The organism is Streptomyces sp. Ag109_O5-1, assembly GCF_003814875.1.
GTDB classification, from domain to species: domain Bacteria; phylum Actinomycetota; class Actinomycetes; order Streptomycetales; family Streptomycetaceae; genus Streptomyces; species Streptomyces sasae.
The window spans coordinates 10,507,404-10,525,139 of record NZ_RKQF01000001.1 but is presented as its reverse complement, the minus strand read 5'-3'; the positions used below and the strand labels follow the sequence as shown (position 1 = coordinate 10,525,139).

The following is a 17,736-nucleotide window of genomic DNA, read 5'->3' as shown; positions in this document are numbered from 1 at the left end:
GGCAGGCATGGCCAAGAGCAGGAAGAAACTGAAGCTCCCCCTCGTCTACGCGCCCCTCGGCCTCGTGCTGAGCTGGGCCGGCGGGGCGCTGGGCGCGCTGGTCTTCCGCCGGACCTGGATGGCGCTGCGCGGCGAGGAGGACGCGCCGGACGCCCTGGACCGCAACCGCGGCTGGGGCGAGGTGCTGCTCGGCGCGGCCCTCCAGGGCGCCGTCTTCGCGGTGGCGCGCAGCGCCGTGGACCGCACCGGCGCCACGGCCATAGAGCGTTCCACCGGAGTGTGGCCGACGGCCCGGAAGGGCGGCCGGGACCGGGTCGGCCCGCCGTCGGCGGGGTCGGACGCAGCGTGAAGGAGTCTCCGGCCGGGCCGGCGCAACCGCGCTCCTCCTACGGCCCGGCCGGACCCCGCGCCCCGACCCTCAACCCGCCGAGGCCGACCACCCGGCGCTCCTCGTACGGCCCGGCCGGACCCCGCGCCTCGACCCTCAGCCCGCCGAGGCCGGCCACCCGGTGCTCCGCCTCGTCCAGGTCCGCACGGTGCGTCCGTCCCCGATCACGGGATTCAGTCGGCCACCAGCCACTTCCCGTCGCCCATCAGCTCGCGCCCCGCAATCTCGTCGGCCTCCCGCCAGGCCTGGACCCGCCTCGGGGTGACCTTGAAGTACAGGTAACGGGTGGCGAGTCGGCGCGGATCGAAGCCGCACCTGGCGGCGAACCGGTCGCCCTCCTCGACGGGCAGTTCCTCCGGGGTCACCGCACGGACCTCTCCCTCGATCATGACCACGTCCCGGGTCGGCCCGACAGCCAGCCGGGCGGTGCCGGTCGCCACGAGATTGCGGCCGGTGGGGCTCGCGGCCGGGGTGGCCAGCAGCAGGGTCGAGCCGTCCCACCGGAAGGACAGCGGCACCAGGTACGGCGCGCCGCCCTCCTCCCCCGCGGTGGCCACCCAGACGTCCTCGTCCCGCTCCAGCCGGTCCAGGGTGTCCTTCTTGCGCTGCTCGGCGCTGCGTGCGGGCGGTCGGGTCATGGTCGTTCGGCCTCCTCGTGATCGGTGTCGCGGAGATGACGGACAGGCGGCGTGGAATGTGACCCGGCGCCGAGTTCCGCGAGCCGGGCCCCGGCCGCCGTCAGCAGCAGTTCCAGGGCCGCCGGGTAGGAACTTCCCCGCATCGACGCCACGAGATGATGGGCGGTGGCCGCGATGTTCGGGTGGGTGGCGGCGGGCAGCCGGGCGTAGGTCGTCCGCCACACGTCCGCCTCGGCCTCACGGGCGGGTTTCGGCAGGGCGGTATTGGCGGAGTCGAGGGCGCCGTACGCGAGGGCCTGGTCGATGAAGGCGTGGTAGACGCGGACCGCCTCCGCGTCGGGGAAACCGGTGCTGCGCAGCACCCCCAGGATGGTCTCGACCGCCTGGATCTCGTGTGTCCGTCCGGTCACCCGGTGGGCGCTGAGCACCGCGGCCCTGGGGTGGGCGAGGGCGCCGGCGTGTATGCGCAGGCCCAGGTCGCGCAGGTCGGCGCGCCAGTCGCCGGTGGGCCGCCAGGTGCGCAGGGTACGGCCGATCAGCTCGTCGGCGATGGCGAGCATCAGGTCGTCGGTGTGCTCGAAGTAGCGGTAGAGGGAGCTGGGGTCGGCGCCCAGGGCGCGGCCGAGGCGGCGCACGGAGAGGGCGTCTGCGCCGTGCTCCTCGATCAGCCGGAGCGCGGTCTCCACGATCAGTTCCTCGGAGAGGACCACGCCCTGCTTGGTGGGGCGCCTGCGCTGCCGGCCGGTGGCCGGGACGACGCGTTCGCTCATGGGGCCTCCCTCGCGATGTGTCGGCACCTTATGACAACACTGTTGACCTGTGAAGTGCACCGGCAGTTTCATGGCCGGTCACCGGGGCCGGTCGGGTCGGCCCCCAGGTGCGAGCGGAGTGTGCCGGCCATGACCGACCAGCCCTACACAGCAGACCCACCGGAGTTGCGCAGATCCCTCTCCGTCCTGGACGGCGTCGCGGTGGCCGCGTCCAGTACGGCCGCCACCACCAGCATCGGCATCGGTCTCGGTGTGACGGCCGGGATGGTCGGGCTGCATCTGCCGGCCATCATGCTGCTGGCGTTCCTGCCGGTCCTCGGTATCGCGGGTGCCTACTCGCGGCTGAACCGGGTGGAGCCGAACGCGGGCAACGGATATGTGTGGGTGGGCCGTTCGCTCAACCCGTGGCTCGGTTTCATGGTCGGCTGGGTGAACATCGTGGCGACGGTGGCCTTCCTCGCGTACACCACGGCGGTCACCGGGTCCGCGATGCTGCAGCTGGCGGGAGAGGCCGGGGTGCACCGTGTCGGCGGGCTCGCCCTGGACCCCGGTTCGACGGCGCAGACCACGGCCGTCGGCATCGTCGTCCTGGTCGCCGTCACCCTCACCGCCGTGACCGGCATCCGTACCGCGGCCCGGCTCCAGACCGGGCTGCTGGTCTTCGAGTACGTCGTGCTGCTCGGGTTCTGCGGCTACGGCATCGTCACCGGACCGCACGCCTTCAGCCTGAGCTGGTTCGACCCGTTCGCGATTCCCTCGGCGACGGCACTGGCGCAGGGAATGCTGCTGTCGGTGTTCTGCTACTGGGGCTTCGAGGCCGCGTTCAGCGTGAACGAGGAGGTGCGCGACCCCCGGGACGCCTCCCGGGCCGGGCTGATCACGCTGGTGACGATGCTGGGGCTGTTCCTGCTGGGCTCGGTGGCGTTCCAGCGGGTGCTGTCCGAGAAGGAGCTGGCCGGGCACGGGGCCGAGGGGCTGGCGTTCTTCGGCGACCGGCTGGCCGCCCAGCCGTGGGCCGCGCTGCCGCTGGTGGCGCTGATGTTCTCGGCGGTGGCCTCGCTCCAGGCCGGCGTGATCCCGACCGCCCGTGGCATGTTCGCGATGAGCCGGGACCGTACCCTCGGGCCGGTGTGGTCCAGGGTGAGCGCCCGGTACGGCACCCCGGCGGCCGGGACGCTGCTGATCGGGGCGCTGGCCGCGGCGGTCGCCGGGCTCGCCCTGGTGATCCCCAGGCTCGCCGACATGATCATGGCGACGGTGAACGCCGTCGGCATCGTCGTCGCCCTGTCGTACGCGCTCACCGCGCTCGCCGCCGCCGCGCGCTTCCGTTCGCTGCTGCGCGAGGACTGGCGGCAGGGCGTACGGGCCGTGGTGCTGCCGGCGCTGAGCGCCCTCGCACTGCTGGGGCTCGGCGGCTACCTCGGCTGGTCCTTCTACACCTCGACGGACCACTTCGAGGTCAGCGCGGACAACGGCTGGTTCCTGCTGACCACCCCGCTGGCGATGATCGCGTCCGGGTTCGTCGCCGCCGGCTGGGCGAAGTACGTGCGCCGCTCGCCGTACTTCCGCACCGGCGAGGGCACGGATGCCGACGCACCCCAGCTGCTCACGACCTCCAAGTAGGGAAAAAGAAACATGCACGCAGATCTGCTCTTCACCGGTGGCCCCGTCCTCACCCCCGAGGGCCGGACGGCCAGTGCCGTCGCCGTCACCGGTGAGCGCATCACCGCCGTCGGATCCGCCGAGGAAGTGCGGGAGTTCGCCGGGCCGCGCACCGAGGTGGTCGACCTCGCGGGGCGGCTGCTGCTGCCCGGGTTCCAGGACGCGCACGTCCATCCGGTGCCGGCCGGGCTGGAGTTGGCCCGGTGCGACCTGACCGGACTGCGCACCGCCGAGGAGACCGTGGCCGCCGTGCGCGCCTACGCCGAGGCGCATCCGGAGCGGGAGTGGGTGCTGGGCGGGGGCTGGTCCATGGAGTCGTTCGCGGGCGGTACGCCGTCGAAGGAACTGCTCGACTCCGTCGTACCGGACCGTCCGGTGTATCTGCCCAACCGGGACCATCACGGGGCCTGGGTCAACAGCCGGGCCCTGGAGCTGGCCGGGGTCGACCGCGACACGCCCGACCCGGCCGACGGGCGGATCGAGCGGAACGCCTCGGGCGAGCCGAGCGGGACGCTCCAGGAGGGGGCGATGCAGCTGGTCGGCCGGCTCGCGCCGCCGGCCGGCCCGGCGGACCGGCTCGCGGCGCTGCTGCACGCCCAGCGGCATCTGCACGCGCTCGGCATCACGGCCTGGCAGGACGCGCTGGTCGGGGAGTTCCTCGGCATGGACAACCCGGCCGAGGCCTATCTCGCGGCGGCCCGGGACGGTTCGCTGACCGCGCGGGTGGTCGGGGCGCTGTGGTGGGACCGGGAGCGCGGCGCCGAGCAGATTCCCGAACTGGTCGAGAAACGCGCCGCGTTCAGCCACGGGCGGTTCCGGGCGGGCACGGTGAAGCTGATGCTGGACGGGGTCGCCGAGAACGGCACGGCCGCGCTGCTCGACCCGTACCTGGACAACTGCGGCTGCGCCACCGCCAATCGCGGCAAGAGCTTCATCGACCCGAAGCAACTTCCCCAGTACGTGACCGAGTTGGACGCGCTTGGTTTCCAGTGCCATTTCCACGCGCTGGGCGACCGGGCCGTACGCGATGCGCTGGACGCCGTCGAGGCGGCACGGGCCGCGAACGGTCCGAGCGACACGCGGCCCCATCTGGCGCATCTCCAGGTCGTGCACCCCGATGACGTACCGCGCTTCGCCCGGCTCGGCGCCACCGCGAACATCCAGGCGTTGTGGGCCGCGCACGAGCCGCAGATGGACGAGCTGACGATCCCCTTCCTGGGGTCCGAACGGGCCGGGTGGCAGTACCCGTTCGGGTCGCTGCTGCGCTCCGGGGCGCGGCTCGCGGCCGGCAGCGACTGGCCGGTGAGCAGTCCCGACCCGATCCAGGGCATCCATGTCGCGGTGAACCGGGTCGAACCGGGCGGCGGCGCGCCGGTGTTCCTGCCCGAGGAGCGGCTGGGCCTGGTGGATGCGATGACCGCGTACACGGCGGGATCGGCGTACGTGAACCATCTCGACGACACCGGGCGCGTGGCGGTCGGGGCGCTCGCGGACTTGGTGGTCCTGGACCGCGATCCGTTCGCCGGAGACCCGGAGGACATCGCGGCCGCGCGCGTGACGCACACGTACGTGGGGGGCGCGCGAGTGTACTCAACTCAGGAGGCGTGAGCAGTAACACACATCACGATGGGGTCACGCGTAGATCATTTACGCTCTGGGCAGCCTCGTAGCGCTTCACGGCTCAACTTTCGAGCCACGAAGGCCAGTTCGAGTGCACGGGTGGCCGACCGGCCACCCATTCGCAGGGACGGGGGGACTCTGCGCACTGTCGCCCGAAAGGAAACACATGCCCCAGGACGTCACCTTCGACCTGCCCTTCGACACCCCTGCCAGTGAGCATCCGGAGTACGCCCGGGCCCGACATCTGCGCCGACTCCCGGACATGGACCTGGTGGGCGGCAAAGCCGGGTCGGAGGAGCACGTCTCGCAGGCCCTGCCGCAGGCGGCCGCCCGGACCCGTCCGCACGCCTCGGTCGAGGACATGATCGTCCTGATGAACCGGTTCCCACCGGCTTTCCTGTTCGATGGCCGGTTCGACGCGAACCGGCCGGACCGCAGGCTTCGCCTGCCCTGCTCGATCGAAGCAGGGCAGGCGGTCGTATTTCCGTGGGGATCCCCACATGCCGTCGGACCCTCCGGCCTTCCCGGAGCGGCCAGGCACCTCGGATCCGGCGGTCGCGCCACGCCTGACGGGCCGCGAGTGCTTTCTGTTCGACACAGCTGAGGCGGCCGTGCGGGTGCTCGTCAGGTAGCGAGAAGCACTTCGACAAGGGCGGGTGGACCACCCGCTCCGCCTCTTCGGCCGTCGACGCAGCGGCCGTACCCCTCGCGGTCGTTCGCAGCAGGAGCCGGAGCCGGTCGCGTGCGTCCGGCTGCTCGGCGAGACCGTCGCGACAGGGCCAGAAGATTCCCGGACACGACCGGCCAACGACCACGGCCGGTCGATTCCGTTGTCATGACCACAACTTGAAGGAGACCGGTGTGAAATCCCGCATCGCAGGTGCTGTTCCGACGGCGTCCGCCGACAGCCTGCTCCTGGCGCAGCCCAGCGCCGAGCTTCAGCCCACGGAGGCGGGGAACGCCCTGGCCCGCCTCTTGGTGAACCGCATCAACGGGAGCACGGAGCAGTACCGAAGCCGGCAGACCGCCGCTCAGCAGCGGCTGGACGCACTCGGATCCCCCCACTCCAGTACCACGCTGCATGTCGAGGGAGCCCTCCATCTGGCGCAGACCGCGTTCCTCCCGCCCGACGAGGAGGGCTACGCGAGGCTGAGGCGCCTCGACACCAGCCTGCGCATGATCGAAGCAGCCTTCCCCCAGGTCAGCACCGATGTCGAGATGTGCCGACTGACCAGCACGATGCTGGAGGGGGCCTGGCGGAGCCGGGCACTCACCCCACCGCGCGACGAAGAGCGGGCAACAGCCTGCGCCTGCCCGCTGTGCCGTCGGCTGCCCACGCCCCCCGCACGCACGCTGGGCGACTACAGCTGGCGGCAGAGCGCCGGTCGTCCCCTCACCGTCAAGGCCTGGCCCTACCGCCGGGAACTCGACAGCGTCCTCACCGCTGGATGGATCTGGGTCCGGCAGTTGAACGACCTTGAACGAGACCTTGGCCTCCGCCACCGCTTCGAGGACGACATCCTCGTCTTCCACGAGTACAAGCGCGTGATCGACACCATCGACACCACGCACGTCACCCAACTCGTCGAAGGCCGCCTGGCCGAGAGTTTCAGCACCAACAGCGCACGGGCCCTGGTCTGCGGACTCTACGCAGCCCATAAGCGATCCGTCGACGAGCACTGGCTCCAACAGCACCACGCGGGCAGCGTCACGCTCCCCCAGACCAACCCGCTCGGCCAGAGCACCTATTCAGCCCTGCAGATGCTGGACTGCCTGTTCTGGCACGTCTCACCCGATACGGAACTCTGGCAGGAAGAACACCTCGCCTCCCTGCTGCTGTGCCGCGTCATCGACGACATGGCCGACGTACGAGTCGACTCCCTCACCGGCGAGATCAGCAACTTCTGGCTCGCCGACCTACCCACCCACACCAAGGCCCTCTACGCTGCCTGCACGATCGCCCTCATCAAGTACGGCTGCATGCCCGAGGCGCATGAACCGATGTGGAACACCTGGTTGATGAGCAGCACCATCGTCTGGATGGGACTCACGGGCCGCCACGCCCTGTGGTTCGACGGCATCACCGAGGGCCTCCCCCCGGCCGAGGACTGCCCGCTGTGCGACCTGCAGCCCAACCCGTGCACCGGCATCCTCACCCACGGCACCACCCTCACCATCGGCCCGCGCCCCACCGCACCGGCACTGAGCTCCCGGACCGCCGAGCTGTCCGCACTCTGCCGAGCCCAATTCCCCCGGACATGGGCCCTCTTCGACGCCGAGCTCCATGCCTTCGAAGCACTGCACGGCCCCTGGCAGGGCAACACCGACAGCACATGGGAGATCCTGCGCCGGACCTACGTCGCCGCTGTGGAGGCATCCATGGATGCACCGTCTCCGGACCGCGCTCGGCAGATCCAACAGGACGCCGGCGCAGTCGGATCCGAAAAGTTCTCCACCCTGTACGACCCTCAGACCGGGAGGGAAGACACCGCACTGCTCTCCTACATGTTCGGCTGCGCCCACCCGCATTTCATCTGGAACGCCACGGGATACCAGCCCACGACCGTCACCGGCGACTGGCTCGACGGCTGACGCCTCGATCCTGTTCCGGAACCACCGACGACGCTGCTGCCCGGCCGGTCCTCCGGCCGGGCAGCAGCGTGCTCACACCGGGAACTCGACCGGCAGGCTGTCCAGCCGGGACTCCCAGGTGGAGGCGGTCGAGGTGAGCTCGTCCGCCGCCACGGCGAGCCGCAGGCCCGGCAGCCGGTGCAGCAGGACGTCCACCGCAATCTCGATCATGGACTGACCCATATTCTGCCCGGGGCACTCGTGAGGGCCCGCGCCGAACGCCAGGTGCGCCTGGTTACCCTCCACCGAGACACCCGGGTCGGGCCGGACCTCGGGGTCGAGGTTGCCCGGGGCGAGACCGAGCACGAGCAGGTCACCCGCCCCGATGAGATGCCCGCCGAGTTCGACGTCGCTGGCGGCGAAGCGCCCCGGCAGGACGGTCAGCGGCGGAGAGTTCCACATGGCCTCCTCCATCACCGCCGAGATGTTCAGCTGCCCGCTGGTCAGCCCGGAGAGCCGGGAGGCGTCGGTCAGGACCAGCCGCAGCACCCGGGCCAGCAGGTTGGTCGTGACAGCCGCGGCGATCATCACCATGCGCAGGTGATCGACGACCTCGTCGTGGTCGAGAGCCGCGTGATGGTCCAGGAGGTCGGTGGCGAGGTCGGAGCCGGGTTCGGTCCGCCTGCGCTCGACGAGTTCGCCGAAGATCTCCCTGATCCTGCCGTCGTGCATCACGGCGTCCTCGCCGCCCTTGAGCAGCTCGGCGCAGGACTCGACCAGCCGGCGCCCCTCCACCTCGGCGAGCCCGAGAACGCGGCTCATCACGAGCATCGGCACAAAGTCGGCGTAGTCCGCCACCAGATCGGCGCGGCCGACGGCCGCGAACCGGTCGATCTGTCTGTTGGCGAAGTGCGTGGCGTGGCGCCGGATACCACGGCCGACGGCGGCCTGCAGCACGTCGTTGACGGCGCCGCGCAGCCTGCGGTGCGGCTCGCCGTCCTGGGACACGCAGTCGGGACGCCAAGCGAGCATCGGGATCAGGGCAGAGGTCTCCTCGATCCGCCCCTCCCGGTAGTCCCGCCAGGTCCGCGCGTCCCGGGGGAACTGGCTGGGATTGTCGAGCACCCGCCGGCTGTCCCGGTAACCCAGCACCAGCCAGGCGTTGACGTCGCCCTCCAGCAGCACCGGCGCGACGGAGCCGTGCTCCTTGCGCAGCCGCTCGTAGACGCCGAACGGGTCGGTCGCCACCTCGGGTCCGTACAGCCGGGCCAGCTCGGGCGAACCGTGTGCGACCGGGCAGCCGCGCGGGGCGTCGGGACTGCCGGGGCTCTGGTCGTTCATCGGGGCTCCAGTGCGACGGCGGAGCGTTCCTTCAAATGACTTATCAGGGCGATCAGCACGTCACGGCTGGAAGCGCGGTCACGGGCGTCACAGGCCACGATCGGGGTGTGCGGGGAGATGTCGAGGGCGTCCCGGATCTCCTCGATGGGGTGTTCCTTGCAGTCCGGGAAGACGTTCAGGGCGATGACGAAGGGCACGTTCTGCCGCTCCATCTCCTCGATCGCCCGGAAGCTGGAGGCCAGCCGCCGGGTGTCCACCAGGACGATCGCACCGAGCGCGCCCTTGAACAGGCCGTTCCACAGGAACCAGAACCGTTCCTGTCCAGGGGTGCCGAACAGGTACAGCATCAGGCTCTCGTTGAGGCTGATCTTGCCGAAGTCGAGGCTGACCGTGGTCTCGGACTTGTCCGCGACACCGATGAGGTTGTCGACGCCGACGGTCGCCTGGGTGAGCGTCTCCTCGGTGGTGAGCGGCTTGATGTCGCTGACGGAGCGGACCATGGTGGTCTTCCCTGTGCCGAACCCCCCGGCGATCATCACCTTGACCGAGCGGGTCCCCCCGGCACCGGGGTCGCCGGGATGGTCAAAGCCTTTCAAGTCCACTGAGTACCTCCTGGAGGAGCGCGAGGTCAGGCCCGCGTCCGGAGTGGTGCGCCGGAATGGGATCACGGGCTTCAATACGGCCTGCGTCCAGCAGATCCGCCAACAGCACCGCGAGAATGTTGAAGGGCAATCCGAGATGAGCGGTGAGTTCGGCCACCGACAGCGGATCACGGCAGCGCCGGACTATCTCCTCGTACTCGTGCTGCATCCCCGGTAAGGGGGCGGTACGGGAGACGACGAGGGTGGCCACGTCGAGGCTCGACGCCGACCCGCCCGGTCCGCTGCGTCCTCCCGTGAGGACGTAGTAGCGCTCAAGACCGGACGGGTCCGTGGGCCGACGGGGAGCACTCATCCAGAGTGCTCCTCCAGGCGCGGAGAGGTGCCGAGCAGCTCGCCCATCCGCCGTGACAGGTCCCTCATCTGGTGCCCGAGCAACCCCTGGTCGAGTCCTTCGCGGGCGAGGACCCCGAGATACGTCTCCACACCGGCCCGTACGACGAAGAGGTGACCGCCGTCGACCTCGATCATCGCCAGCCGCAGCTGCCCCGCGTACTTGGGGAACTGCTCGGCGACCGGCTGGGCCAGGGCCTGCAGCCCGGCCACCACGGCCGCGAAGCGGTCCACGTCGTCGGGGTCCTCCGCACCGAAGGAGGTGATGGCCTTGCCGTCGCTGGAGGCCACGAGGGCGAAACGGATCTCCGGGATGCTCTCCACCAGATCACGGAGCGCCCAGCTCACGTCGGTTCCCTGTTGCGTCATGTGGACTAGTCGCTCTCTTCAGTGCGGTGCTCGGCGGACTCGCGTCCGGCGGCGGCGTCATCGGCGCCGTCCGGGGTCGCGGGTGCCACGTCGTCTTCGTCTCCGGTCAACTCGGCTTCGCTGTCCGCCGCTTCGTCCGCCACGGGCGCACGGCCCGCGGTGGCGAATGCGGCCAGGCCCGCGAAGGACTCATCGGGCGGGACCGCGGGGAACGCGGCGCCCTGCGTGCGGGCGGTGCGCTCCTCGGGCTGCTCCTCGTCGCGGCGCCGGCTGCGCCGCCGCGGCAGTCCGCCCGGGGTGGTGTCCGGGGCCTCGCCGGACTCCGGCTGAGTGACGGTTTCGACGGCGACCGGGCCGTGTGCCTGCACCGGGGACGCGGCGGCGGGGGCGGCCGTCGCGGGGGCCTGGGCGGCGGGGGCCGCGGGCAGCGGGCTGAAGTACTTGTGCGGGACCACGACCACCACTGAGGTGCCGAGCCAGGGCGAGTCCGCGAAGGTGACCCGGATGCCGTAGCGGCGGGCGAGGATGCCGACGACCCGCAGGCCGATGCTGGCGTCCTCGGAGATGCCGCCGATACCGGGACCGGCCTCGGTGCCCGCCAGGGAGTGCTGGGCCTCGCGCTTCTTCTCCTCGCTCAGGCCCTTGCCGGAGTCCTGGATCTCGATGCCGACGCCGTTCGGCACCTCCTTGCCGGACACGACGACCGGCTCGGTGGGCGGCGAGTAACGGGCCGCGTTGTCCAGCAGGTGGGCGAAGATCAGCGTGAGGTGGTCCACCAGACCGCCGTCGACGCCGAGTTCGGGCAGGTGCCGGACCTCGACACGATGGAAGTCCTTGATCCGGCCGATACCGCCGCGCACCACGCTGAGCAGTCGCTGGGGCTCCTGCCACTGGCGGCCGGGCCGGTCCGAGCCGCCCAGCACGCCGATGCTGCCGGCGAGCGAGTCGGCGGGACCGAGCTCCTGGTCGAGCTCCATGAGACCGCGGGCCACGGCGGGCAGCCGGCCGTGCTCGCCCTGCATCTCGTGCAGTCGGCCGCGCAGCTTGCTGGTCAGGACGTGGATGCGGTTGCCGATGCTGATCACGGCCTGCTCGGCCGAGGTGGAGCGGTTGAACTCCTCCTCCACACCGATCAGCGAGGTGCGCAGGATACGGCGCAGGTTGGCCTGGAGGTCCTTGTCGACCTTGGCGCACTGCTCGGTCACCGGCAGCAGGTCGTCGATGGCGTCGCCCTCGCGCAGCCGCTTCAGCGCCTCGGGCAGCTGCTCGTCGGCAAGCCGGGCGATCGCGGACCGCTGGTGCTCGACCTGGTCCTGCCAGACCTCGGCCTGGTCGGCGAGCTGCGCGTCGGAGGCCTTCACCAGGTCGGCGAGCCGCTCCTCGTACGCCCTTGCCTGCTCGGCCAGTTGACCGTCGTAGTGGGCGGTCTGCTCACCGAGCCGGGCGTCGAAGGCGGCCGCCCGCTCGCCGAGCTGCGCGTCGAACGCGGCCGACTGCTCGGCCAGCTGGGCCTCCAGCGTGGCGCGCTCGGCCGAGAACTTCCGTTCCAGGCCCGAGACATGCTGCTGCCACTGCTGGGAGTGCTCGGCCTGCGAGCTGCGGAACGACCCTTCGGCGCTGCGCAGTTGACGCTGCGAGCGGATCAGGAGCCGTACACACACAGAGCTGGCGGCGGTGGCCGCGGCGCCGGCGACGGCCGCGGTTATTCGCTCGGAGCTCATGAACGTGGCGGCGACCGTCCCTCCCCCTAAGGCCAGCGGCATCAGCCACCAGCTGTACCAGGCGACAGGGGCCCGCGCCGCCGGCGGCGGAGTGGCGAGTTCCATCTGCATCCTTCGAGACAACACAATCGAACAACAGCGAACAAGGGCAGTGTGCGAAGGCCGCACTCACGAGCACGCACGGCGGGACGAACCCACCGTGGGGAGCGTCAACTCGCTGTGACTGCATGGAGCTTATCGGGTTTGAACCCGAAAGGATCAACCTCGGCAGGCAGAGGAAGTGAGGATTCCGTCACGCTCCGCCAGTTGGTGGCAAATCAACAAATACCCATTGCCACCCACCCGCCTACTGGACACCTGTCCAGCTATAGTGGACACCTGTTCAAGAGATGGGGAGGGTCCGCGATCATGGACATCGTGGCGAACGTGCTGGTCGGCCTGGTGGCCGCGCTGCATGCGTACATCCTGGTGATGGAGATGTTCCTGTGGCAGAAGACGCCAGGGATGCGCTTCCACGGCTTCGACGCGGAACTGGCGCGGCGCACCGCACCGCTGGCGGCCAACCAGGGCCTGTACAACGGCTTCCTGGCGGCCGGTCTGGTGTGGGGGCTGGTCGCGGCCGATCCGACGGGCTTCCGGGCCCAGGTGTTCTTCCTGTCGTGCGTGGTGGTCGCGGGGTTGTACGGCGCGGTCACGGCCAACCGGCGGATCCTCTTCGCTCAGGCGCTGCCGGGCGCGCTCGCTCTGGCCGCCGTCCTCGCCGCGGGGTGACCGGCCGCCCGGCCCTGGAGGACCCGCGGGCCGCACGCACCCGGGCGCGACTCCGGGCGGCCCTGCTGGAGGAGTGCGCCGAACGGCCGCTCGCGGAGGTGGGCGTGGCTGCACTGGTGCGCCGGGCCGGGGTCGGGCGGGCCACCTTCTACGTGCACTACGACGGCCTGGAGGCGCTGGCGGTCGACGCCTGTGCGGACGTCGTACGGGAGGCGGTGGACGCGCTGCACGCCTGGCGGGGGCGGCCCGATCCGGTGCACGCGCCGCCCGCGCTCCTGGGGTTCTTCGCGGGGCTGGCCCCGCACGCGGCCCTGTACCGGGAGCTGCTCGCGCCGGGCGGCGGGGGTCCCCTGGGCCGGGTGCTGCACCGGGACCTGCGGGCGCGCAGCCTGGCCGAGCGGGAGCTGGTGGGCGCGGCGGACGCGCCGCTGGTGGCCTCGGCGGTGGCGGCCACCTTCGCCGGGGTACTGGCCGACTGGCTGCACGGCCTGCTCGACGCCGGCCCGGAGGACGTGGCGAACCAGGTGTGGCAGCTGCTGGTCGCCCTGCACATGAGCCGCTGAGCCGCCCGGGGCCGGGCCGGCATGATTGACTGGCACGATTCCATCGGATATTGGCAATCGTGCCATTTCCCGGGCGGGCGCGCCCCGGCAGGCTGGGTGACCATGAACGATGTGAACACGATGCGTGTGGTGAGCCAGGACGTCCTCGGCGGTCCCGAGGTGCTGAAGGTGGTCGAGGTGGCGCGGCCGAAGCCGCGGCCCAACGAGGTGCTGGTCCGGGTGCGGGCCGCCGGGCTGAATCCGACCGACTGGAAGCACCGGGAGCTCGGCATCTTCCTGGGCGAGCCGCCCTTCGTCCTCGGCTGGGACGTCTCCGGCACGGTCGAGCAGACCGGGATCGGCGTCGCCGCCTTCGCGCCCGGTGACGAGGTCTTCGGGATGGTGCCCTACCCGTTCGGCCACGGCACGCACGCCGAGTACGTGATCGTCCCCGCCCGCGCCCTGGTGCCGAAGCCGGAGGTGATCGACCACGTCCAGGCGGGCGCGCTGCCGCTGGTGGGGCTGACGGCCTGGCAGGCGCTGGTGGAGTACGCCGACGTACGGCCGGGGCAGCGGGTGCTGATCCATGCGGCGGCCGGCGGGGTCGGGCATGTGGCGGTGCAGATCGCCAAGGCGCGCGGGGCGTATGTGATCGGCACGGCGAGCGCCGCCAAGCACGACTTCCTGCGGGAGATCGGCGTGGACGAGCCGGTCGACTACCGGTCCGTGGATGTCACGGAGGCGGTGCGGGACGTCGACGTCGTGCTCGACACCCTGGGCGGCGACACCTCGGTGGCCTCACTGCGCATGCTGCGGCCCGGCGGGGTCCTGGTGTCGATCCTGCCGGTGGGCTCGGCGAGCCTGTACGAGGAGGCCGATCGGCTCGGCGTGCGGGCGGTGCGGATGCTGGTGGACGCCGACCGGGCGGGGATGCGGGCGATCGCCTCCCTGGCCGAGGAGGGAAAGCTCCGGGCCACGGTGGCGGGGACGTTCCCGCTGGCCGATGCCGCCAAGGCGCACGAGCTGGGCGGCACCGGCCGGACCACGGGGAAGCTGGTCCTGGTGACGGACTGACGTCCGCGCGCCGGGTTCAGAAGACGGGTTCAGGAAACGGGCTCAGAAGGTGAGCACGGGCTTGATCGCCTTGCCCGTGCTCATGTCCTGCACGGCCCGGTCGATCTCGGCGAACGGATAGGTGGAGATCAGCCGGTGCAGCGGCAGCCGTCCCTCGCGGACCAACCGGACCAGGGCCGGAATGAATGCCTGGGTCTCGCTGTCGCCGAGGGTCAGGCCGACGATCCGCTTGCCGGCCAGCAACCCGTTGACGTCCAGGGGCACTTCGGTGCCGAAGGGCGGGGCGCCGACAACCACCAGGGTGCCGCGGGCGGCGAGCGCGTCGACGCCCTGGCGGAGCACACCGACGTTCCCGGTGGTCTCCACGATGCCGTCGGCGCCGGCTCCGCCCGAGATGCGCCCGATGGCCTCGGGGAGGCTCTCCCGGGTGGCGTCAACGGTGTGTGTGGCACCCAACTCCTTTGCCAGTTCGAGGCGTTCGGCCACCCGGTCGACGGCGACGATCGTGGTGGCCGGGGTGAGCGCGGCCGCCATCACCGCCGACAGGCCCACCGCCCCGGCACCCAGGACGACGATCGTGCTGCCCGTGGTCGGCTCGAGTACGTTCCACACGGCGCCGACCCCGGTCTGCACCCCGCAGCCGAGCGGGGCGATCGACTCCAGCGGGACGTCGGGGTCGACCTTGACCAGGCTGCGCTCGTCGACCAACGCGCGTTCCGCGAAGGACGACTGGCCGAAGAAGTGGCCGCCGAGCGGCTCGCCGTCCCGGCTGACGGTGACGGTGCCGTCGGCGCGCCGGCCGCCGATGAGGTTGAGCGGCAGCCAGGTGGTGCAGTAGGCGGGGTGACCGCCGTGGCAGTTGCGGCAGTTGCCGCAGGAGGTGAAGGACAGGACGACATGGTCGCCGGGGGCCACTCCGGTGACGGCGGAGCCGACGGCCTCGACGACACCGGCGCCCTCGTGGCCGAGAACTCCGGGCAGCGGGAAGGGCAGCCCGCCGCTCGCCACGCCGAGGTCGGTGTGGCACAGACCGGCGGCCACCATGCGGACGAGCACCTCGTACGGCGCTGGCGCGTCGAGTTCGACGTCGGCGAGGGTGAAAGGCGCGCCGCCGGACTCGACGACGGCGGCTCGGGTGGTGATGGGCATCGTACGGACTCCTGGTCTGCGGGGCTCAGTCGAGCGAGACGACGACGGACTTGGCCTTGGTGTAGGAATCGAGGGCCTCGGGGCCGTACTCGCGGCCGTAGCCGGAGGCCTTGACGCCGCCGAAGGGGACGGCGGGGTCGAGCATCGCCCAGTCGTTGACCCAGACGATGCCGGCCTGGAGACGGGCGGCAACGCGATGCGCGCGGGCCAGGCTGCCGGTCTGGATGCCCGAAGCAAGTCCGTACGGGGTGGAGTTGGCGAGGGCGACGGCCTCGTCCTCGGAGTCGAAGGGCTGCACGGTGAGTACGGGTCCGAAGATCTCGTCCTGGATCACCCGGGAGTCGTTCGGCAGGTCGGCGACGACCGTCGGCCGGTAGTAGAACCCGCCGTCCAGGTCGAGGCGTTCACCGCCACAGACGATACGGCCGCCCTCCTTGCGGGCGAGTTCGACGTACTCCTCGACCTTGCGCAGATGCTTCTCCCCCGCCATCGGGCCGACAACCGTGGCCGGGTCGCGCGGGTCCCCGACCGGGACACCGGGGACGGCCTCGGCGAGGATGCCCAGCAGGGTGGCGTAGACGGAGCGGGCGACCAGGAGCCGGGGGCCGCCCATGCAGAACTGGCCGGTGTTGAAGACGAACGCCTTGATCACCGCGCCGACGGCCTTCTCCAGGTCGGCGTCCTCGAAGACCAGGTGGGCCGCGTTGCCGCCGAGTTCCATGGTGACCGGCTTGAGCGCCTGGCCCGCGGTGCTCGCCACGTGCCGGCCGATGGCGGTGGAGCCGGTGAAGGCGACCTTGTCGACGCCCGGGTGCCGCAGCAGTGCCTCGCCGGCGACCGGTCCGGCGCCGGTGACGACGTTGACGACGCCGTCGGGCACGCCCGCCTGCTGGAAGAGGCGGGCCATGTACAGGGCGCTGAGGGGGGTCTCGTCGGCGGGCTTGTGGACGATCGTGTTGCCGGCGGCGAGGGCCGGGCCGATCTTCGAACCGGCCAGGATGAGCGGGAAGTTGAAGGGGGTGATGGCGGCGACCACACCGATGGGCTCGCGCCGGGTGTAGGCGAGGGCGTTGAGCGGGACGTCGCGGACTGCGCCGTCCAGGGAGTGGGCGAGGGCCGCGAAGTGCTCGTAGTCGTTGGCCGCGTTGGTGACGTCGACGGCTCCGGCCAGCGTGATGGGCTTGCCGACGTCCAGGCTCTCCAGGGCGGCTATCTCCTCGGCGTTCTCCCGGATCAGTTCGGCGATCCGGTGCAGCACCCGGCCGCGCTCCCGGCCGCTGAGCCCCGACCACTCCCCCGCGTCGAAGGCCTCGCGGGCGGCGCGTACGGCCGCGTCGACGTCGGTGGCCCCGGCCTCGGCGACGGTGGTGATCACCTGGCCGGTGGCCGGGTCGGTGACCTCCGTCCGGGCCCCGTCGGCGGCTTCCCGCCACTGTCCGCCGATGAACAGCTGCCCCGGCCCGGTCTCGAAGGTGGTCGTCATTGGCCCACTCCCAGTGTTGATGGCGTCGAGGGCACCCACAGCCCCGGTCACCAAGTTTTCAACAAACAGGAATCCTGTTGGTCCCGCGTCTGGTCCGCAGTCTGATTACAGACAGGATTCCTGTCAATGGTCTAGGGTGCACGCATGGTCGGTACAAAGACACGCCCCTCGCTGCTGTACATGGTCAAGCAGGTGGAGCTCGTGGTGCGCTCCCATCTCGACGAGCTGGTCAGGCCCGCCGGGATCACGGCGCTGCAGTACACGGCCCTGACTGTCCTGGAGCGTCATGACGGGCTTTCGGCTGCACAGTTGGCGCGGGATTCCTTCGTGACCGCCCAGTCGATGGCGGACCTCGTACGGTCGCTGGAGAGCCGCGGGCTGATCCGGCGGGAGCGCAACTCGCGCAACCGGCGCGAGCTGCTGATCCTGCTGACCGACGCCGGGCGCGAGCTGCTCGCCGGGGTCGCCGGGCCGGTTCGGGAACTGGAGGAGCGGATGGTGCGCGAGCTCACCGCGCATCAGGAGGAACAGTTCCGCCAGGCACTGAGCAAGGCGTGGCACGCACTTTCCTAGCGCGCGCTACCGTTCCCACGTGCACGTTCTCCGACTGTCGCGCACGCCACAGAAAATGGCGTGCCGAAGCAG

At 71.1% G+C, this 17,736-nt stretch carries 18 protein-coding genes; 9 read left to right on the top strand and 9 right to left on the bottom strand.

Translation table 11 applies throughout. From position 1 onward, the window contains the following. Positions 1–7: 7 nt before the first annotated feature. Positions 8–349, top strand: a complete 342-nt coding sequence (locus EDD90_RS47970; protein ID WP_123979300.1) for a DUF4235 domain-containing protein — start codon at positions 8–10, stop codon at positions 347–349. A gap of 212 nt (positions 350–561) precedes the next feature. On the opposite strand, the gene EDD90_RS47965 is transcribed toward EDD90_RS47970, so the two are convergent. Together EDD90_RS47965 and EDD90_RS47960 are read right to left on the bottom strand one after the other, a co-directional pair. Continuing rightward, a complete protein-coding gene (locus EDD90_RS47965) occupies positions 562–1,026 on the bottom strand; it encodes a pyridoxamine 5'-phosphate oxidase family protein (RefSeq protein ID WP_123979299.1) in 465 nt (154 codons plus the stop codon). Then, the gene (locus tag EDD90_RS47960) at positions 1,023–1,796 is read right to left on the bottom strand and encodes a TetR/AcrR family transcriptional regulator (RefSeq protein WP_123979298.1); all 774 of its coding nucleotides are present in this window, start codon (positions 1,794–1,796) and stop codon (positions 1,023–1,025) included. Before EDD90_RS47960 ends, EDD90_RS47965 begins: the two co-directional genes overlap by 4 nt. 129 nt (positions 1,797–1,925) lie before the next feature. Between EDD90_RS47960 and EDD90_RS47955 the strand changes: the two genes are divergently transcribed. The 4 genes from EDD90_RS47955 (at position 1,926) to EDD90_RS47940 (ending at position 7,670) form a co-directional block, all read left to right on the top strand. After that, positions 1,926–3,419, top strand: coding sequence for an APC family permease (locus EDD90_RS47955; protein WP_123979297.1), 1,494 nt, complete (start codon positions 1,926–1,928; stop codon positions 3,417–3,419). Between the two features lie 12 nt (positions 3,420–3,431). Then, positions 3,432–5,066, top strand: coding sequence for an amidohydrolase (locus EDD90_RS47950; RefSeq protein ID WP_123979296.1), 1,635 nt, complete (start codon positions 3,432–3,434; stop codon positions 5,064–5,066). Between the two features lie 178 nt (positions 5,067–5,244). After that, a complete protein-coding gene (locus EDD90_RS56015) occupies positions 5,245–5,682 on the top strand; it encodes a hypothetical protein (protein ID WP_185149481.1) in 438 nt (145 codons plus the stop codon). Between the two features lie 257 nt (positions 5,683–5,939). Next, a complete protein-coding gene (locus tag EDD90_RS47940; RefSeq protein ID WP_260328549.1) occupies positions 5,940–7,670 on the top strand; it encodes a hypothetical protein in 1,731 nt (576 codons plus the stop codon). 72 nt (positions 7,671–7,742) lie between these two features. On the opposite strand, the gene EDD90_RS47935 is transcribed toward EDD90_RS47940, so the two are convergent. From EDD90_RS47935 to EDD90_RS47915, 5 genes are read right to left on the bottom strand one after another with little or no spacing between them, the layout of a single operon-like run. Beyond that, positions 7,743–8,990 carry a cytochrome P450 gene (locus tag EDD90_RS47935; RefSeq protein WP_123979295.1) on the bottom strand — a complete coding sequence of 416 codons (1,248 nt, stop codon included), beginning with the start codon at positions 8,988–8,990 and terminating at the stop codon, positions 7,743–7,745. Then, a complete protein-coding gene (locus tag EDD90_RS47930; RefSeq protein ID WP_123979294.1) occupies positions 8,987–9,592 on the bottom strand; it encodes an ATP/GTP-binding protein in 606 nt (201 codons plus the stop codon). The genes EDD90_RS47935 and EDD90_RS47930 overlap by 4 nt, the downstream gene beginning before the upstream one ends. Further along, positions 9,573–9,944, bottom strand: a complete 372-nt coding sequence (locus EDD90_RS47925) for a DUF742 domain-containing protein (protein WP_123979293.1) — start codon at positions 9,942–9,944, stop codon at positions 9,573–9,575. Before EDD90_RS47925 ends, EDD90_RS47930 begins: the two co-directional genes overlap by 20 nt. Next, positions 9,941–10,351 carry a roadblock/LC7 domain-containing protein gene (locus tag EDD90_RS47920; protein ID WP_046733906.1) on the bottom strand — a complete coding sequence of 137 codons (411 nt, stop codon included), beginning with the start codon at positions 10,349–10,351 and terminating at the stop codon, positions 9,941–9,943. Before EDD90_RS47920 ends, EDD90_RS47925 begins: the two co-directional genes overlap by 4 nt. 5 nt (positions 10,352–10,356) lie before the next feature. Beyond that, entirely contained in the window at positions 10,357–12,177 is a 1,821-nt protein-coding gene (locus EDD90_RS47915; protein WP_123979292.1) for an ATP-binding protein, read from the bottom strand. 303 nt (positions 12,178–12,480) lie between these two features. On the opposite strand from EDD90_RS47915, the gene EDD90_RS47910 reads away from it, so the two are divergent. The 3 genes from EDD90_RS47910 to EDD90_RS47900 all read left to right on the top strand — a co-directional run bounded on the left by EDD90_RS47910 (position 12,481) and on the right by EDD90_RS47900 (position 14,459). Continuing rightward, a complete protein-coding gene (locus EDD90_RS47910; RefSeq protein WP_123979291.1) occupies positions 12,481–12,843 on the top strand; it encodes a DUF1304 domain-containing protein in 363 nt (120 codons plus the stop codon). Next, the gene (locus EDD90_RS47905; RefSeq protein ID WP_123979290.1) at positions 12,840–13,406 is read left to right on the top strand and encodes a TetR/AcrR family transcriptional regulator; all 567 of its coding nucleotides are present in this window, start codon (positions 12,840–12,842) and stop codon (positions 13,404–13,406) included. Before EDD90_RS47910 ends, EDD90_RS47905 begins: the two co-directional genes overlap by 4 nt. Positions 13,407–13,508: 102 nt before the next feature. Next, on the top strand, positions 13,509–14,459 hold the full coding sequence (locus EDD90_RS47900) for an NADP-dependent oxidoreductase (protein ID WP_185149480.1): 951 nt from the start codon (positions 13,509–13,511) through the stop codon (positions 14,457–14,459). A gap of 42 nt (positions 14,460–14,501) precedes the next feature. Here EDD90_RS47900 and EDD90_RS47895 read toward each other — a convergent pair whose 3' ends face one another. Both EDD90_RS47895 and EDD90_RS47890 read right to left on the bottom strand, forming a co-directional pair. Further along, a complete protein-coding gene (locus tag EDD90_RS47895; protein ID WP_123979288.1) occupies positions 14,502–15,608 on the bottom strand; it encodes an NAD(P)-dependent alcohol dehydrogenase in 1,107 nt (368 codons plus the stop codon). A 25-nt stretch (positions 15,609–15,633) separates the two neighbouring features. Then, positions 15,634–17,091 carry an aldehyde dehydrogenase gene (locus tag EDD90_RS47890; protein WP_123979287.1) on the bottom strand — a complete coding sequence of 486 codons (1,458 nt, stop codon included), beginning with the start codon at positions 17,089–17,091 and terminating at the stop codon, positions 15,634–15,636. 144 nt (positions 17,092–17,235) lie between these two features. Between EDD90_RS47890 and EDD90_RS47885 the strand changes: the two genes are divergently transcribed. Then, a complete protein-coding gene (locus EDD90_RS47885) occupies positions 17,236–17,664 on the top strand; it encodes a MarR family winged helix-turn-helix transcriptional regulator (RefSeq protein ID WP_123979286.1) in 429 nt (142 codons plus the stop codon). Positions 17,665–17,736 lie beyond the last annotated feature (72 nt).

Coding starts and splice junctions, on each gene's coding strand:
- EDD90_RS47970 (WP_123979300.1), top strand. CDS start 8: ATGGCCAAGAGCAGGAAGAAACTGAAGCTCCCCCTCGTCTACGCGCCC.
- EDD90_RS56015 (WP_185149481.1), top strand. CDS start 5,245: ATGCCCCAGGACGTCACCTTCGACCTGCCCTTCGACACCCCTGCCAGT.
- EDD90_RS47900 (WP_185149480.1), top strand. CDS start 13,509: ATGAACGATGTGAACACGATGCGTGTGGTGAGCCAGGACGTCCTCGGC.
- EDD90_RS47910 (WP_123979291.1), top strand. CDS start 12,481: ATGGACATCGTGGCGAACGTGCTGGTCGGCCTGGTGGCCGCGCTGCAT.
- EDD90_RS47965 (WP_123979299.1), bottom strand. CDS start 1,026: ATGACCCGACCGCCCGCACGCAGCGCCGAGCAGCGCAAGAAGGACACC.
- EDD90_RS47920 (WP_046733906.1), bottom strand. CDS start 10,351: ATGACGCAACAGGGAACCGACGTGAGCTGGGCGCTCCGTGATCTGGTG.
- EDD90_RS47885 (WP_123979286.1), top strand. CDS start 17,236: ATGGTCGGTACAAAGACACGCCCCTCGCTGCTGTACATGGTCAAGCAG.
- EDD90_RS47890 (WP_123979287.1), bottom strand. CDS start 17,091: ATGACGACCACCTTCGAGACCGGGCCGGGGCAGCTGTTCATCGGCGGA.
- EDD90_RS47935 (WP_123979295.1), bottom strand. CDS start 8,990: ATGAACGACCAGAGCCCCGGCAGTCCCGACGCCCCGCGCGGCTGCCCG.
- EDD90_RS47955 (WP_123979297.1), top strand. CDS start 1,926: ATGACCGACCAGCCCTACACAGCAGACCCACCGGAGTTGCGCAGATCC.
- EDD90_RS47895 (WP_123979288.1), bottom strand. CDS start 15,608: ATGCCCATCACCACCCGAGCCGCCGTCGTCGAGTCCGGCGGCGCGCCT.
- EDD90_RS47960 (WP_123979298.1), bottom strand. CDS start 1,796: ATGAGCGAACGCGTCGTCCCGGCCACCGGCCGGCAGCGCAGGCGCCCC.
- EDD90_RS47950 (WP_123979296.1), top strand. CDS start 3,432: ATGCACGCAGATCTGCTCTTCACCGGTGGCCCCGTCCTCACCCCCGAG.
- EDD90_RS47925 (WP_123979293.1), bottom strand. CDS start 9,944: ATGAGTGCTCCCCGTCGGCCCACGGACCCGTCCGGTCTTGAGCGCTAC.
- EDD90_RS47915 (WP_123979292.1), bottom strand. CDS start 12,177: ATGGAACTCGCCACTCCGCCGCCGGCGGCGCGGGCCCCTGTCGCCTGG.